The sequence below is a fragment of the Vibrio lamellibrachiae genome, from assembly GCF_050337265.1.
GTDB classification, from domain to species: domain Bacteria; phylum Pseudomonadota; class Gammaproteobacteria; order Enterobacterales; family Vibrionaceae; genus Vibrio; species Vibrio kyushuensis.
In genome coordinates this window covers 117,701-134,738 of sequence record NZ_JAKJSU010000007.1, presented here as the reverse complement: position 1 = coordinate 134,738, position 17,038 = coordinate 117,701, and the positions used below count along the sequence as shown (strand labels likewise).

Sequence of the window (17,038 nt, the reverse complement as noted above, 5' to 3'; positions counted from 1 at the left end):
GATTATTTTCTCTGTTGCTCTGCTTTCTGTTTCGCAAGTATATACGCTTCAATATGCTTTTGTATCGCGATTTTCGAACCTTTAATCAATCGACCGTTAAAGAAACAATACCAAGTGTTTGGTTCTCCAGTATCGTTCTTTAAAGCATAACCATTAAAGTCCTCTGCCATAGGAGAACCCTCGCTCTCGCGCTTTTGCCCCACAGATGAGAACTCTTTAGGGTCAATGATGGTTGCTGTATCGCAAAACCAATCAATACTTTTTTTAACTGCTGCTAGGCTACCAGACAGGACATGATTCTTAATCTTAGCCTGCCAGATATTGCTATCAGCAGATTTGAGGTTAAACCCTTTATAAATTGTAACAGCCATACGCAATTTTCTTATTATAGGAGTTACTTAAATAATAATTGTATCTGCGTGGTTATCAAGTATATTTGCAACATATATATGGATTTATAGACGTTTTTTATGAGAAAGCAGATACCACAGGTTACTGATATTTCGTTACTTAATCAGTGGCGTTCAACTTTTCGTTCTCAAATATCGCTAGATCAGTTTGATTCATTAACCGCGGGCCAATATTCAAAGAATTCGTTGTTAGCAATGGTCAAAGACTGGAATCACTTTTCTGACTTTTGCGCTCTAAAAAACGTCAAATCTATTCCTGCATCCGTTACTGCTGTAAGACTTTTTATTGAGCAGGAAGCCAAAAAACGTAAGTTTTCCACCCTAAAGCGTTACACTGTCACTATATCTCTAGTTCACCGACTCCTAACTAATCACGATCCAGTCTCTAACAGTAAAATCCGCCAATTGTTAGCAAAGTATAGTTTAGATAAAAATGGTGATGCAGCACAGGCCAATAGTTTAACGTTTAAGCACCTAAAAGCATTGGACGAACATTTAACTCGCTCACCTTGTGCTAAGAACATTCGAGATCTTGCCATCTATTATCTTATGTTTGAATGTGCTCTTAAACGTTCCGAACTTAAGAACTTAACCATAGCTCAGGTTGATTGTATCGAAGCTGATTTTTGTATCACGGTTAAAGGCTGTACTTATCGATTAAGCGAACGAGGCACATCCGCTTTAAGGCTTTGGTTATCTTTAGCTGGTGACTCTAATGAGTGTTATGTATTTAGAGCAATTGATAGGCATGAAAACATAGGTGATTCAGCGATGGATGACTCATCAATCTATCGGGTGTTGAAGAATGTAAGCGAACTATTACAGCTTCCAATTAAGTTTTCTGGGCAATCAACTCGTGTAGGCGCAGCTCAACATTTAGCAAATAGCGGAAAGAAAGCGAAAGAAATTCAAGAGTTTGGGCGGTGGTTATCCCCTGCTATGCCTTATCAATATATTGGATATAAACAAAAAGCAGAGGATGAAAAGCAAACCTTTAAAACAATTAGACCTTGGGAATAGCCCTAGTCATTATTCACTGACGTTTGCACGCAGTTTGCTAAGAATTCATGGAACTGATGTCCATTGTGTTCTAGCATTTTTGGAAACATGGATATTGGCGTCATTCCCGGAAACGTATTCACTTCATTTAAATAGATCTCACCATCTTCAGTTAAAAAGAAATCAATACGTGATAAATGGCGTAATCGCATTTGTTTAAAAACTTTGTGCGCACTTGTTCTTATGGTTTCTAGTTGTGACTCAGTGAGATTAGTCGCCTCAATTTCGGTACTTGAATGGCTATCGGCGCTGTACTTTTCTTCATAAGTATAAAACGCGTCTGAAGGTGCTATAACCTCACCGGGCTTAGATAAGTATAATTTCCCATCAAACTCATAAGCAGCCACTTCAAGTTCTCTTGGTTTTACCGCTTTCTCGACTAAAACTTGATCTGAATATCCAAAAGCTAAATCGATTGAAGATTTAAGCTCGGCCAATTCTGTGACCTTGTAACACCCAACAGAAGAACCTTGACGTGCCGCTTTGATAAAGACACTTCCCCACTTTGCAAAAGCAGACTCAGCCTCATTAAATGCAGAATCATTATTCTCAGAAAGAAACAGGTACGGTGTATTTGGAATACCTAACGCGTCATACCATAATTTGGACGTGATTTTGTTAAAGCTATTGGTACTTGCTTCAGGGCCGCATCCCAAATAAGGAATCCCTGCTAGCTCTAGCATAGATTGTATGTCGCCTGTCTCACCCGGAAAACCGTGAATGCAAGGTACAACAAAATCAATATGAATACTTTCAGAGTCACAGTTTAATGTAGCGGTATTCGTATCAAGTGATACCAGTTTATCGTTGTCGTTATACCAACCATTCTCTCTCATTTCGACGCGGATCACGTTGAAACCTGATGTTATGGAGAGCTGTTGCTGTAAATAGTTTGCTGATACTAGCGACACTTCATGCTCTGAAGAACCGCCTCCACACAAAAGAAGAATGGTTGTTTTAGTCATTAACCTAGTTTCCGAAACGCTACAAAAGATTGAAAGGTAATCATAATGAAAATGAGCCAAAACGGTAGCGTAACTTAGTAGGATTTACGCGGTTTTGGCTCATCTGTTGAAATATTCACCGTAATAGATAAGCAGCGCCCATCTATTATGTTAACTAGTTCAGTTTGTTCAATGTTGGGAACTCAGAGTTCTTAATTGAATCAATACTCTTTACAAACGGCTTAAGATTTCTAAATTCAACGGGTAACGTATCAATAGCTTGTTTAGCATCCACACGCGACGCGTAATCACCGTAAAGTACGGTGTACCATTTTGTCCCGTTAACTACTTTGTAGTTTTCCCATACAGGTTGTTTTGAATCCATAGGAAGTTTACGAGCAAATTCATCAACCTTTGTTTGAGAGCCTACAGCAACAACCTGAATCGTAAAGCCATATCGAGGATTCATTGCAACTTGGTTTGCCGTCGGTGGGATAATTGCAACAGCAGCGGCTTCAGGCGTTTTTTTAACGACCTTCTTCTCTTCAGTTACTGGTGATACTTTAACTACATTTTGCTCGACGTTGCTCTCGGTAATACCATCAGCAGTGCCTTCACTAGAAACAACCGGTTTATCTACCTCAGCAACTTTGTAGTCTTCCTTGTAACTTTCTGAGGTGACATCAGTGATGTACGTGTCAGAAGCACAAGCCGATAGAAGCACAGATAGGCCAACAATTGAAATCTTTTTCATGAAATGTACTTACGTCCTAAATAGAGATTACTGTAAATCATGCCGATTGAATGACTTAGAATCAAGCCAACATTTTAATTATATATCAATACTCTGTGATGCATGGCACAAAGTCACTTTTCTACCCTGTCCTACTGTTCATAATGAGCGCGAAATGCTCACAAACTAACATGGAATTGATTAATCTGTTGTTATTACAAGTGGATTGAGTTGAACATGCATTCGTTAGATAAATTGCTTAAACCTAAATCAGTGGCGGTTATTGGCGCCTCTATAAAAGAGCGAAGAGCCGGTAACATAGTGATGAAAAACTTACTATTGGGTGGTTTTGAAGGGGCTATCATGCCCGTTACTCCAAAGTATCCCTCCGTTTGTGGGGTATTAGCGTACAAAACTATCGATGCTCTACCAATCACCCCTGATATCGCGATTTTGTGTACGAATGCTAGCCGTAACGTGTCACTTGTTTCTGAACTTGCGAATAAGGGTATTGCGACGGTTATTATACTCTCTTCTGATATGGCAGGATCTGTCAGCGAGCATAAGTCCATTCAAGAACAGTGTTTAGACATTGCCAAGAAAGCGAACATGCGACTTCTTGGTCCGAATAGTTTGGGGGTCATTCTTCCTTGGTTGAATTTCAATGCTTCGTTCTCCCCGGTTACTGCATTAAAGGGAAAGATTGCGTTTATTTCACAATCAGCTGCCGTTTGTACCACGATTCTAGATTGGGCTAATGATAAGAACATAGGTTTTTCAGCGTTTGTTTCGTTAGGAAACGCATTAGATATCGACTTTGCTGAGCTTCTCGACCGATTAAGCATGGATTCTCATACCGAAGCGATTCTTCTTTACGTTGATACTATTAAAGATGCACGTCGATTCATGTCTGCAGCTCGGGCTGCATCTCGAAACCGAAGAATACTCGTATTGAAAGGTGGACGCACCGCTGGAGGGCGAAAAGCAGCAAGAAGACATACTGGTGGTGATGAGACATTAGATATCATTTACGATTCTGCGATACGCCGAACAGGAATGCTTCGGGTACATAATACTCATGAGCTGTTTGCAGCAGTGGAAACATTAACCCACTCTGTACCATTACGTGGTGAACGGCTTGCGATCATTACGAATGGTGGCGGACCTGCAATAATGGCCGTGGATACTCTGTTAGAGCGAGGAGGAAAATTAGCTAAATTGAGCAACGAAACACGCCAAAAGCTTGATACCATATTACCATCGAGTTGGTCCCAGAGTAACCCCATCGACATGGTTGGAGATGCTGGCCATCGTCGTTATGTCTCAACCCTCAATACCCTACTTGATAGCAATGATGCAGACGCAATACTTATCATGCACAGCCCTTCTGCTGTGTCTGAGTCAGAGCAAACTGCTCAAGAACTTATTGATGCCATTAAGGCGCACCCAAGAAGCAAACACTTCAACATTCTAACAAATTGGTCAGGTGAACTAACGGCTAAGCCTGCAAGGCAAGTCTTTACTCAGGCTGGAATACCGACCTATCGAACACCGGAAAGTGCTGTTGTTGCTTTCATGCACTTAGTCGAGTACCGAAGAAATCAAAAGCAGTTAATGGAAACACCTACATCAGCAGAGCCTGTTCACATCGCAGAGCTGAACCAAGCCAAAGATTGGATCGAGAAAAAGTTAACCAACAACAAGTTAACAACGCTTGATACCCATCAGATAGGAGAGTTTCTCAAATTCTTTAATTTCAATGTTCTGCCTACATGGATTGCTTCTGATGCTAGTGAAGCTGTACATGTTGCTGAAAAAATCGGTTACCCTGTAGCGGTAAAACTGCGTTCTCCTGATATTACTCACAAATCAGATGTACATGGTGTGATGCTAAACCTTCGAAATAGTGTCGAAGTTGCTAATGCAGCTGAAGCGATTCTAGATAGAACCAAACTCTCTTATCCAGCAGCTAATATTCACGGTTTACTTGTTCAAGGAATGGGTAAATTAGCTGGCGGAGAAGAGATCCGAATTAAAGTCGTAACCGATGAAACGTTTGGGCCCGTCATAATGATTGGTCAAGGTGGTTCAGAATGGGATGAATCAATAGATGCGGCCGCTGCACTTCCTCCACTAAATATGACGCTTGCACGCTACTTAATAGTTCGAGCTATTAAAGGTGGTAAAATCCGCCCTCAGAAACTACCAGAGCCTATGGATATACGAGGTTTATCGGAGTTTTTGGTCAGGTTGTCGCAAATGGTGGTTGATTGCCCTCAGGTTCACCAACTGGATATCCATCCACTACTCGCAAATGGCAGTGAATTTACCATACTTGATGCGGACCTAGTATTGAAAGCGTATGACAGAGATGCTCATGAGCGTTTGGCGATCAGACCATATCCAGTAGAGATGGAAGAAGCTCTCGTGCTAAAAGATCAAACCAAGATCTTGCTTCGACCAATACTGCCAGAAGATGAACCACTTCATGCCGAATTCATACATAACGTGTCAAAAGAAGATCTCTATAAACGATTTTTTAGCGACGTGGGTGAATTCAATCATGAAGCCTTGGCCAATTTCACTCAAATTGATTACGACCGTGAAATGGCGTTTGTAGCAGTTTCTAATGCTGATGGGAATCCATCCATCATCGGTGTCTCTCGCGCGTTGATAAACCATCAAAACAGTGATGCTGAGTTTGCAATATTGATTCGTTCTGATCTAAAAGGAAACGGCCTAGGAAAGGTGCTGATGGGCAAAATTATCGAGTATTGTCGTGATAAAGGTACAACTCAAATTTCAGGAATGACAATGCCAACCAACAGAGGCATGTTAACACTGGCACAGAAGCTCGGTTTTGAGGTTGATATACAGTTTTCTGATGGTACTGCTGATATGGTGATGAAGTTAAATTAGAGTAACTTAGAAAGCGTTTAGAGGGAGTTCTTGAATCTCCCTCTCTATACCGTTGTATAGATCAAATTATCAGATCAGATTCCAATTTTTTGCTAGATACTGAATCGACCAATTTTTTGCATTACCCATATTACTTCTTCGCCAAGCCATCACAATATCAATATCTTGCTGTTGACCGCCATCGATTAAACATATCTTACCTTCGGCTATTAACCGTTCAGCGACTTGTTTAGGTAGTGTCCCTATTCCTAAACCTGCGATAAGCGCATCCACTTTGGCATGAAATGAGGTTACCGTCAGTCGTGGCTGTTTGTCTAATACGTTAACCGTTTGAATAGGATGCTCTTGGGCTGTGTCTGCAATAGCGATAACCTTATATTTTTGACGCTCTTGTTCGTTAAATTCACCAACCCTGTTATGAATGTAATGATCATTGGCTGCGACCCAAACCATAGACATCGATCCAAGCTTCTGAGTTTTCAGATCTTGGGGGATCATCCCTACTTTCGGACAGATCAATATGTCCGCTCTACCAACAGCTAAGGACTCCCAACAACCTGCAAGGATCTCTTCTTGTAACTTAACTTTGGTATTGCTGATCTCTTCTAATTTTGCGACTAGAGGAAAAAAGTTATTAACCGGAATAATTCCATCAAAAGCGACAGTAAGTTCAAGTTCCCATCCATTAGCCAAAGCGGATGCTTTACCGACTAAGTCTTGAGAGGCCTGGAGAATATGACGGCCTTGTTCGAGTATCAAGCGCCCAACTTCTGTAAACGCCGCCTTGTGCCCCGAACGGTCAAAGATCATGAGATCTAAATCTTGTTCAAGTTTTTGTATTTGATAAGTCAGTGAAGAAGGTGCCCTGTCGAGCTCTTTTGCTGCGCTAGCAAAGCTACCACGGCGATCAATCGCATCAAGTATATATAGTGCTTCAAGTGTAAGTAGATTTTGCAATGAGAGCCCCTTAGAAAACCAATCTCTCTATAGAGTATCCAAATAACAAAAAACCAGCAATAAATGCTGGTTTAGAAAATAATCATTCGAAAAGTAATAACAAATTGGGCTGAATGAAAACTAATTATTAGACATCTCTCTTTTTACCATTACGACAGAAGCAACGATAAAAGCGATGATTAGACCTATTTCCACATGTAACTCCTAGATTCAAAACGTAACAAAGTGTAACTGCGGGAATTCTAACATTTACGAAGCGACATAAAAGCGATTAACGTATTTATTACGTAAATAATCGATATAGATCAATAAACGCGTAAAAAACGAACGATACGGAGTAGTAACTGAGAGATATAGCACTTTAAATGTTAAATATATGTAAACATAAGTTGTTATTTAAATGTAACTTTTCCACCTATGATCTTATTTGCGGGCATTCCTCGTATCATTGTTTCTCGAGCGAATGTAATCATACATTTTGGGCACTTTCCTAATTCAGTCGTAAAGTCGGTAACAATACGCTCTTGAAAGCACTTAACTAAAGCACCTTTTCCACCTTTCCGATACTTGTAGAGCGGCGCTTTACACTTTGCGCAGAAAACATTAACCGTGCGTGTTGGCTGTTTCTTGTTTGGCTTAGCCATCATTTGAATCCGAGGTTAATTCAGGTTTTACCCATGCGCGACTAAAGTCAAACCATCCTAATGCATTACACTTGGCATTTTGTAAAGAACCGCACTGGTCTTGGCTAACACCCAACCAACAGTGAAACATAGGGATTAGTTGTAAGTTTTCTACCAGAGACTTACCTAACGATTTCGCAGGGAAAGGAACTGTTTCGTCACTTCGCCATTGATTGATTAAACTTCCCCAATATTTGAAATGTTCATCCGTGCTCATTAGTTTGATGTCACTGTAATCCAGAAGCCAACCAGCAAGTGCATCATCTCGATTGTTGGACACCCCCATTGGCTTAATCCAAATATCAATCTCCGTGGTATCAGGAACTGAGAGATCGTATTTGATCATCTCTATTTTTAAACCGTCATCACGTAATATTCTTTCGATCGTTTTAGCTAATGTCGGAAACATTGGGTGATGAGCATGATACGCGATAGTTATGCTTTTAAATTCAGGAGGCTTAACGGTGCTATTAGAACGACCTTGGTGGTACCACCCTGGCTTCAAACCATGTGCAGGAAGAACACCTAACTCGACGAGCTTATTATCAGGTAACATCCGGAATAAGTTCATAGTATGAAGTTTATTCGTAAAGTATTCAGCCCATTCGGTATTCACTGCTAGACCATCTCTACGGTTAAGAAGTAAATATGTGCACCCTGGATCTAACTTTACCTCTTCGTTTTGGTCGAGTAGGTCAGGCTTTATTGGGTTCGACAAGCTTGGGAATATCATCGAAGAATGAACCTCATCAATAACCCATACTTCAACTCGGTCAATCAAAGGGCGGAAACCAAAGTATCCATCAAAAGCCTGTAATATCAATCTCTTGTCATTATTTTCAACAACCTGATAAGGCCCAGTTCCGACAGGCATAAGGTCAAAGCCGTCTGATCTAAGCTCGTCTGGTAATAAGATTTTTGCACACGACTCGGCTAACAACAGAGGTAATCGTCTGTCATCACGCGCAAGCTTGATATCAATGATGCTGTCACTTGGGGATGAAACTTCATCAATATGAGAAAATAGAGACACACTTTTTAGCAGTGATATATTTTCAATGATGTGCTCTGTACTCAGCACTAGACCATTATGATATCGAACCCTAGGTCGAATATAGAATCGCCAATGACGGCTAGATAGCATTTCCCAACTGTGTGCCAAATCAGGTTGGAGTTCGTCAGCTTCATCTAGCCGAGTTAGCCCACTGAATATTTGTTGTGCGATATGTTGCTCTGAGCGGCGCATATTTTTATTGGGGTTTAGCATCGACAAAGGACGATAGTACGGTAATCGCACGACCTGCTGCCCTTCTTGATGCTGGACACCCAAATAGCCATCAATAACGCGTGCAAGCTTTGCACTGTCGTTGTTAAGTACAGAGAGTGCGTGAGAGATTCGCCCCTCGTCGAGATACTGCTTCGCTAGGGTTTCGTTAACATCGGTACGGCTACGCTTGAAGTTAAGTTTTGAGAGCTTTCCACGACCCGGTGCTGGTCGCCATTCGATCCAGCCTTCCTCTTCCATTTTGTTGAGAACGATCCGAGCGTTACGACGAGTACAGAAAAGGATCTCGGTGATCTCATCAAGCTGAATACCTGAATCTTGACCATTGAAATGCTTAAAAAGAGTTTCAAACTGTACGCGTAGACGGGGACTGCTCATAAAGGGGAAATCTCGAACTTAGCAAAGAAGCACTTAGTTTCCCCTTTTTTTAAAGCTGTGGCAAGCTATACGCTAATCGCGCAGCCTAAAAGTTCACTCAGTTGAATAAGCTGTTGTTCATTATCAAGTTTTATTGACCACTTACAGCCACTATCATTGGCCACAAGTACATTAGCTCCCTTTCCAATTAACGTTATATAATCACATTGCGCCTGCATCACGATATGTTGCTCACCAGATAAACGTACGATCAGTTCATGGGGAGTTGCGATGATCTTCCCTAATGAAAATTCAATAACCATCTTCTATTTACCCGCTTTACTTTTGATTTTCTTAACGGCTATGGTTAAACGGCTTGAACAGATGAGTCGCTCTTTTTCGTCGGTGAGGTTTATTTGCCACACCTGTGTTGACACACCTAAATGTATTGGAGAGGCGGTGCCAGTCACTATCCCTGTTCTCATTGCTCGAATATGATTAGCGTTGATATCTAAGCCAACGCAAAAGTGCTGATCATCAACACACATGTTCGCAGCAACCGAACCGAGTGTTTCGGCTAGAACCACAGATGCTCCACCATGAAGCATTCCTAAAGGTTGGTGTGTAATAGGCGCGACAGGCATTGTCGCAGAGATACTGTTGTCGCTAAATTCCGTATATTCAATTTGAAGGTGCTCTATTAGCGTATTCTTTGACGTTAAATTGAGTTGTTCCAAATTTAGTGGCTTTTTCCAGATAGTCATTTAGCACTCTTATTGTTTACGTTATAATTATTAACTTACAGTTATTTGATGAAGTCGTCATGGAATGACTAATTTGCCTTTCAATATGGAGATTGTAAATGCAAACAGCGTTTAAATTATCGGTACTGTGCTCTGTTATTGCGTTAACAGCTTGTAGCTCCTCGCCTACCGGAAGAAATCAGTTAATTTTGTTTTCTGATGATGAGATGAGTTCACTCGGTGGTCAGTCGTTTGAACAAATGAAAAAAGAGCAACCTATTAGCAAGGATAAAGCCGTTAACAGCTATGTTCAGTGTGTCGCAGACTCGGTACTCAAACATGTTCCTAAGCAACCAAGCTTCGATAGCTGGGAAGTGGTGGTCTTTGATAGTGACCAAGTTAATGCCTTTGCCCTACCCGGCGGAAAGATCGGTGTTTATACTGGTTTATTAAACGTAGCGTCCAATCAAGACCAACTTGCCACCGTTATTGGACACGAAATTGCTCATGTTCTAGCTGATCACAGTAATGAACGGTTGTCACAATCTCAACTCGCTAATGCGGGATTGCAGGTTACAAGTATTGCATTAGGCTCTTCGGAATATTCAGAATACAAATCAATGACAATGGCCGCTTTAGGTGTGGGTGTGCAGTACGGTGTTATTTTACCTTACGGACGAACTCAGGAATCTGAAGCAGATATCGTTGGATTAGAGTTTATGGCAAATGCGGGGTTTGACCCTAACCAAAGTGTCGACTTATGGAAGAACATGGCTAAAGCGTCAGGTGGTGCTCAACCTCCGGAACTATTGTCTACTCACCCGTCACACGACACGCGCATTAACGATTTAAAAGCGAAGATATCAACGTTACCTCAATACACAGGTACTAAGCCAAAATGTAGTTGAGTCGGGTTTCACTCAATAATAAAGGCGAACAGTCAAATGTTCGCCTTTATTATTTCTAACTCGAATCATGCTAAGAGCTAGGTTCCTAAAATCTGCAGTGGAAGCTGTAGTAAAGCGTCGCCAGTTGAAGCGAAGTACCAAATGATTCCAATTAGTCCGCCAACTAAACCAATATACCAAAGCGCAGAGATAATCTGTCCGTAACGATCAAGAGGCAACAAATGACTATGGTGACGTTGTTTCCACTCCAATACGATTTCTACTGTTCCCATGATGAGTAAGAATCCAAACAGCGTAAGCCCTAGTGAGTAACTAAGAACCACTCCGCCAATTGCTCCCGCAGCGCACAATACAATGCCGGCGACACTGTTCATTGAGAAGCTGATACTTTTTAAAATATGCCCACCATCTAGAGGCAATATTGGTAATAGATTAAACAGATTAAGGAACGCGTTAAAAACAGCGAGGCCGGCAAAGAACATATTGCCTGTAACCCAATAAGCGATAATCAATACGATCGATAAAATCAGGCCAAAGAACGGACCCATTATTGAAATAACGACGTCTTGCCAGCGTGTATTGATTTTCTCATCGCTTAGGGCTAATCCACCTAAAAATGGGACTAAGTAGATTCCTTTGGTTTTCATCCCAAAATATTTCATCGCTTTAACATGGCCGTACTCGTGGAATACCAAGCAGGCAATCAGCGCTAGCGCGAATTGAAATGAGAACAACCATGAATAAGCAGCAAGACTTGCTGAAGCGAGAACGACTTTAATAAGCTTTGCACTTTTGAGCGCCTTCATGCCCAGAGAGACTAAGCCGATAAGGCTGAAACGTCTTTCTGCTTTAGGTGGCGTAAATGGAACTTGCTGCTCTATGTCTTTTTGATTTCGCTCACCTTGAGTTATTGGTTGCTCGTTTATAGACAGTGAGTAATTTAGATCAAAAGGTTGCCAAATCAGATCAAGGTTAAGCTTACAGTTTAGGTTTACATCACCTTGCATTAGCGTGAACTGGTGAGTGGATTGGCTATCTGAGGAGTTTGAAGCGTCTATTTGAGATACTAGGGTGTTATCCCAGTAGAGTTGTTGCCAACCTGCCATAGAGCCTTCAAGACGTAGCGGTTTTCCAAGACATTCAATTGCTAAAAGTTCCAATGTGTTCCCTATTATTAAACGATCATTAACGCGGAGATTATGACGCGCAATAAGTGATGGGTAAAGCTAGAACTTGTGTTACAAGGTAACTAAATGGCAAGTTATTGAGGTTTAATCCGAGTTTAAATAGACATTGCAGCCAGAATTGGGCCAGCTAGCTAAATCCCTTTCTTTTTAATGGATAAAGTGGATAATATGCGCGTTATTTAATTTACTAAATGTGAGCCAATTATGTCTTCTGAAGCGACTATGCTAGAACGCTGCCAATCTAAATGTGAACTATGTGGAAGCGACTCTCCACTAACAGCATACGCTGTACCACCACATAGCCATGTAACAGTTGATCACGGCATCATGGCTTGTGAAAAATGTTTAAGTGAAATTGAAGACCCGAAAGATATCAACCACTGGCGTTGTCTGAACGACAGTATGTGGAGCCAAGAAGCACCAGTTCAAGTAACAGCATGGCGTCAATTGACTCGCCTATCTGCAGAGTCATGGGCACAAGACCTACTAGAAATGATGTACCTTGAAGAAGAGACGTCTGTTTGGGCACAAATCGGCATGTCAGCTGATGATAAACCGTTTGATGTAAACGGTGTCGAGCTTAAAAAAGGTGACGACGTAACGGTAATTAAAGATTTGCCTGTTAAAGGCACTAACCAAGTCATCAAGCAAGGTACTGTTATTCGCGGAATCAGCGTTGGCGATGACCCAAAGCTTGTTTCTGGTAAAACAAACGGCGGCCAATCTATGTATGTTATCGCTGAGTTCTGTCGTAAGAAGTAATTTTCAAAAAGAACGATTGAATAGGCGCTTAATGAGCGCCTTTTTTGTACCTTGAATTTACTTGCTGTGTTGTAGCTATTAAACATCACTTTAGAAAGACACAAACAAAAAACGCAGCCATTGGCTGCGTTTTTAAATGCTTATTACTTGATATTAGCGAGTAAGACCTAAGTCTTTTTGCATGTGGTCTGAAAGATCAGATGCATAGTAAGCGCGTGGCTGGCTGTTATCAACAAACAGAATATCTAATAAATGTGCAATCAATCCTTTGAAACTAACCGAGTAGGTTTTCTTATCCATAGAGTTTGGAACAGCGATTGTGTCTAAATGCATTACTTGTGACATAGAAGCCTCTCTATAATTCGAATAATTTCGTTTCGTTGCGGCTAATATAGTTGTTTTTTAGGTGATTAAATAATGACAAAAACTACCCATAAAGATTAGTTTATCTAATGACACAATGTGTTAACAATCACCTAAGCGGTAGATTCAATATCGATGAATAAATAGTCGTAAATTACTTGTTTGGATGAAATGTTATTCTCACCATTAAATTGTTTCGTGATGTATTTAACAAAAACATTACACCTAAACAGTTGTTTCTTTTTCTCCAAAACCAATTGATAGCCGATAACCGATTAGAATATCTTGGTCTAAGCACGTGTTCTTTGTGTTACTTATCGACGCAACCTTTTGTTAGGCTCTCAAAGCCACTACAATAGCTCCGACTTTAAATAGGTATTTCGTGTGAAAATTAGCAAACGATTGAAACAAATTGATGCCATGGTTGCGCCTGGCTACGACCATATATGGGATTGCTGCTGTGATCACGGGCTTCTTGGGGCTCAGTTGCTTTCTCGTCAAGCTGGTGGGCAAGTCCACTTTGTTGATATCGTGCCTGATCTAATGGCACAACTGAAAGCCAACTTAACGAAGTTCTATTCTAGTTCCCCTACTCCCTGGCAGACTCACTGCATGGATGTCGCGAAATTACCTTTACAAGAGTATTCAGGAAACCACCTTGTTATCATAGCTGGTGTTGGGGGGGATTTAATAAAAGAGCTCATAGAGGCTATTAATAAAAGTAACCCTTATGAGTCAATTGACTTCCTACTGTGCCCCGTCCTACATCATTACAGTGTTAGAGAGCATCTACGCGCACTCGGGTTCAAATCGAAACAAGAAACTCTGATTGAAGACAACAGACGGTACTATGAAGTGCAGCTTGTGACACGAACATCTACCGACAATGATGAATTACCATTGGTATCGTTAGTTGGCGACACGATATGGAAATCGAACTGTGACGCTCAACAGAGAATATCGAAGCAGTACCTCGCTAAAACGCTGTCTCATTACAAAAGAATAGCAAAAGGTAATCATAGTGACACTCAGCCTATTATTGACGCTTACAAGCGTGTAGAGCGTCAATTAGCGTCTTCGATGTTGTAGTTCAATTTGAAGTAATACGAATATCGGTTACGAATATCGGTTACGAAACTCCTTGTATAAAAAAAGCGCCTAAAGTGGCGCTTTTTATGGTCACTGTTTAAATGCACAGTATTTGTTTTTTACTATCATTTATTGGCTACTGACGTTTCCAAGCTTAAGCCAAGTATCAATGACGGTATCTGGGTTTAGAGATACTGAACTAATCCCTTGATCCATTAACCACTTAGCAAGATCGTCGTGGTCAGAAGGCCCTTGACCACAAATACCCACATACTTACCTGCTTTGGTCGCTGCATCAATCGACATCTTCAGCATCGCCTTAACCGCTGGGTTACGCTCATCAAATAGATGTGCGACATCACCAGAGTCTCGGTCTAACCCTAGAGTTAACTGGGTCATATCATTTGAACCAATTGAGAAGCCATCAAAGTACTTCAAAAACTCTTCCGCTAGAATGGCATTCGATGGAAGTTCACACATCATAATGACTTTCAGCCCTTGATCTCCACGTCGAAGGTCAAATTTAGCCAAAAGATCAATCACAGATGCTGCTTCACTAGGAGTGCGAACAAATGGAATCATGATTTCAACGTTCTTAAGGCCCATTCCATTACGAACACGCTTAATTGCTTGTGTTTCAAGCTCAAAGCAATCTTCAAAGACAGGAGAGATATAACGGGAAGCTCCACGGAAGCCAAGCATTGGGTTTTCTTCATGTGGTTCAAAGCTCTTACCGCCAACCAAATTACTGTATTCATTTGATTTGAAGTCAGACATTCGAACGATAACGCGCTTAGGCCAGAATGCAGCAGCAATCGTTGCAATGCCTTCTGTTAGCTTACTGACGTAAAAGTCGATTGGATCTTTATAGCCACGAATACGTTGTTTGATTTCAGCTTGAATCTCTTCACTCTGCGCATCAAAATTAAGCAATGCTTTAGGGTGTATTCCTATCATTTTGTTAATGATGAACTCAAGTCTTGCAAGGCCAACACCTTCATTCGGCAGTTGAGCAAAGTCAAAAGCACGGTCGGGGTTACCCACGTTCATCATTACTTTAGTAGGTAGAATAGGCAGTTCATCAACAGCAGAACGTTTGATTTCGAAATCAAGCTCGCCTTTGTAAACATAGCCTGTTTCACCTTCAGAACATGAAATGGTTACAACGTCACCATCGGTCAGTGCGCTTGTCGCTGTTCCACAGCCTACAATCGCAGGAATACCAAGCTCACGTGCAATGATTGCTGCGTGGCAAGTACGCCCACCTCGATTAGTAACAATCGCAGCGGCTTTCTTCATAACAGGTTCCCAGTCAGGGTCTGTCATATCTGTCACTAAAACATCGCCTTCTTGAACCAAAGACATTTGATCAAGTGAGTCCACCAGCCTAACTTTACCGCTACCGATACGCTGACCAATAGCTCGGCCTTCAATCAATACGTCAGCTTTGTTGTTTAGCTCGTATCGCTCGATAACATTTTGTTCTGATTGAGAGCAGACCGTTTCTGGTCTTGCTTGTACGATGTATAACTGACCATCAATGCCATCTTTCGCCCATTCAATATCCATTGGACGTTGATAGTGCTTCTCAATGATCATTGCTTGCTTAGCAAGCTCTTTGATTTCTGCATCGTTAAGTGAGAATTGCTCTCTTTCTTCCGCTGACGTATCAATGATATCAACCTGTTTACCAATTTCTTGGTTGTCAGAGTAGATCATCTTGATAAGTTTGGAGCCAAAGGTTTTCTTAACGATCGGCGTTTGCCCTGCTTCAAGAAGTGGCTTATGAACATAGAATTCGTCAGGGTTAACTGCGCCCTGAACAACCATTTCACCAAGGCCCCAAGAAGAGGTAATAAAGACGACTTGATCGAAACCTGATTCGGTATCAAGAGTAAACATAACGCCTGATGATGCTTTATCAGAGCGAACCATACGTTGGATACCAGCGGACAGAGAAATTCCGCGGTGGTCAAACCCTTGGTGAACACGGTAAGAGATAGCGCGATCATTAAACAAAGACGCATAAACGTGCTTTGTTGCTTCTAACACTGCATCAATACCTTTGACGTTTAAAAACGTTTCTTGTTGGCCTGCAAATGAAGCATCAGGTAAGTCTTCAGCCGTTGCAGATGACCGCACGGCAACTGAAAGCTCTTCGTTACCATCAATAAGAGCATGATAGTCTTCACGAACAGCTTGTTCTAAATCACTTGGGAACGGGGCGTTTAATACCCAATCTCGAATTTGAGCACCTGTTTTACGTAGCGCGTCGACATCTTCAACATCTAATTCATCAAGCAGTAGATGAATTCTCTCATCAAGGCCTTCAAAATCTAGAAATTGATTAAACGCGTAGGACGTTGTAGCAAATCCGTTTGGTACTGATACACCAGCATTTGAAAGGTTTGACACCATTTCACCTAATGAGGCATTTTTACCGCCGACTTTGTCGACGTCTTCCATGGACAAGCGATTAAACCAAAGAGTGTTCTTATGCATGAATTTCTCCGAATGCATTACAGCTTTTTTGTAGGGGAAGGCAAACGATTACGCATCAACTTAAAAAAATCTAACAAATTTCAAAAGCTGTGGGGCGCGTAATTGCAGACCGGGTTTTGTTATCGTTATTATGGTAC

The 17,038-nt window shown here is 41.3% G+C and carries 16 protein-coding genes; 5 read left to right on the top strand and 11 right to left on the bottom strand.

Translation table 11 applies throughout. The features are described 5' to 3' along the window. Positions 1–2: 2 nt before the first annotated feature. Positions 3–371, bottom strand: coding sequence for a DUF3319 domain-containing protein (locus tag L4C54_RS11930; RefSeq protein WP_428808370.1), 369 nt, complete (start codon positions 369–371; stop codon positions 3–5). Between the two features lie 99 nt (positions 372–470). Here L4C54_RS11930 and L4C54_RS11925 point away from each other — a divergent pair, with 99 nt between their 5' ends. Continuing rightward, positions 471–1,430, top strand: a complete 960-nt coding sequence (locus tag L4C54_RS11925) for a tyrosine-type recombinase/integrase (RefSeq protein WP_428808369.1) — start codon at positions 471–473, stop codon at positions 1,428–1,430. Between the two features lie 2 nt (positions 1,431–1,432). Here L4C54_RS11925 and L4C54_RS11920 read toward each other — a convergent pair whose 3' ends face one another. Both L4C54_RS11920 and L4C54_RS11915 read right to left on the bottom strand, forming a co-directional pair. Beyond that, complete coding sequence (locus tag L4C54_RS11920; RefSeq protein ID WP_428808368.1) at positions 1,433–2,434, bottom strand: D-alanine--D-alanine ligase; 1,002 nt, start codon at positions 2,432–2,434, stop codon at positions 1,433–1,435. 154 nt (positions 2,435–2,588) lie between these two features. Continuing rightward, entirely contained in the window at positions 2,589–3,167 is a 579-nt protein-coding gene (locus tag L4C54_RS11915) for an SPOR domain-containing protein (protein WP_428808367.1), read from the bottom strand. Positions 3,168–3,383: 216 nt separating this feature from the next. On the opposite strand from L4C54_RS11915, the gene L4C54_RS11910 reads away from it, so the two are divergent. Beyond that, complete coding sequence (locus L4C54_RS11910) at positions 3,384–6,065, top strand: bifunctional acetate--CoA ligase family protein/GNAT family N-acetyltransferase (protein ID WP_428808366.1); 2,682 nt, start codon at positions 3,384–3,386, stop codon at positions 6,063–6,065. 69 nt (positions 6,066–6,134) lie between these two features. Here the strand turns inward: L4C54_RS11910 and L4C54_RS11905 are convergent, their stop codons facing one another. The 5 genes from L4C54_RS11905 to L4C54_RS11885 all read right to left on the bottom strand — a co-directional run bounded on the left by L4C54_RS11905 (position 6,135) and on the right by L4C54_RS11885 (position 10,111). Further along, positions 6,135–7,022, bottom strand: coding sequence for a LysR family transcriptional regulator (locus tag L4C54_RS11905; RefSeq protein WP_428808365.1), 888 nt, complete (start codon positions 7,020–7,022; stop codon positions 6,135–6,137). A 392-nt stretch (positions 7,023–7,414) separates the two neighbouring features. Continuing rightward, a complete protein-coding gene (locus L4C54_RS11900) occupies positions 7,415–7,666 on the bottom strand; it encodes a hypothetical protein (protein WP_428808576.1) in 252 nt (83 codons plus the stop codon). After that, positions 7,659–9,368, bottom strand: coding sequence for an SgrR family transcriptional regulator (locus L4C54_RS11895; RefSeq protein WP_428808364.1), 1,710 nt, complete (start codon positions 9,366–9,368; stop codon positions 7,659–7,661). Before L4C54_RS11895 ends, L4C54_RS11900 begins: the two co-directional genes overlap by 8 nt. Before the next feature lie 65 nt (positions 9,369–9,433). Beyond that, the gene (locus L4C54_RS11890) at positions 9,434–9,670 is read right to left on the bottom strand and encodes a DUF3389 domain-containing protein (RefSeq protein ID WP_428800296.1); all 237 of its coding nucleotides are present in this window, start codon (positions 9,668–9,670) and stop codon (positions 9,434–9,436) included. A gap of 3 nt (positions 9,671–9,673) precedes the next feature. Beyond that, a complete protein-coding gene (locus tag L4C54_RS11885) occupies positions 9,674–10,111 on the bottom strand; it encodes a hotdog fold thioesterase (protein WP_428808363.1) in 438 nt (145 codons plus the stop codon). A 98-nt stretch (positions 10,112–10,209) separates the two neighbouring features. Between L4C54_RS11885 and L4C54_RS11880 the strand changes: the two genes are divergently transcribed. After that, entirely contained in the window at positions 10,210–10,998 is a 789-nt protein-coding gene (locus L4C54_RS11880; protein WP_428808362.1) for a M48 family metallopeptidase, read from the top strand. 77 nt (positions 10,999–11,075) lie between these two features. On the opposite strand, the gene L4C54_RS11875 is transcribed toward L4C54_RS11880, so the two are convergent. Beyond that, entirely contained in the window at positions 11,076–12,158 is a 1,083-nt protein-coding gene (locus L4C54_RS11875; RefSeq protein WP_428808361.1) for a site-2 protease family protein, read from the bottom strand. A 231-nt stretch (positions 12,159–12,389) separates the two neighbouring features. On the opposite strand from L4C54_RS11875, the gene L4C54_RS11870 reads away from it, so the two are divergent. Continuing rightward, entirely contained in the window at positions 12,390–12,947 is a 558-nt protein-coding gene (locus tag L4C54_RS11870) for a PhnA domain-containing protein (RefSeq protein ID WP_428800292.1), read from the top strand. 153 nt (positions 12,948–13,100) lie between these two features. On the opposite strand, the gene L4C54_RS11865 is transcribed toward L4C54_RS11870, so the two are convergent. Further along, positions 13,101–13,292: a hypothetical protein gene (locus L4C54_RS11865; RefSeq protein ID WP_428800291.1), complete on the bottom strand. Its 192-nt coding sequence runs from the start codon at positions 13,290–13,292 to the stop codon at positions 13,101–13,103. A 402-nt stretch (positions 13,293–13,694) separates the two neighbouring features. Here L4C54_RS11865 and L4C54_RS11860 point away from each other — a divergent pair, with 402 nt between their 5' ends. Then, positions 13,695–14,399, top strand: a complete 705-nt coding sequence (locus tag L4C54_RS11860; RefSeq protein ID WP_428808360.1) for a tRNA (adenine(22)-N(1))-methyltransferase — start codon at positions 13,695–13,697, stop codon at positions 14,397–14,399. A gap of 129 nt (positions 14,400–14,528) precedes the next feature. On the opposite strand, the gene ppsA is transcribed toward L4C54_RS11860, so the two are convergent. Continuing rightward, on the bottom strand, positions 14,529–16,901 hold the full coding sequence (gene ppsA / locus L4C54_RS11855) for a phosphoenolpyruvate synthase (protein ID WP_428808359.1): 2,373 nt from the start codon (positions 16,899–16,901) through the stop codon (positions 14,529–14,531). Positions 16,902–17,038 lie beyond the last annotated feature (137 nt).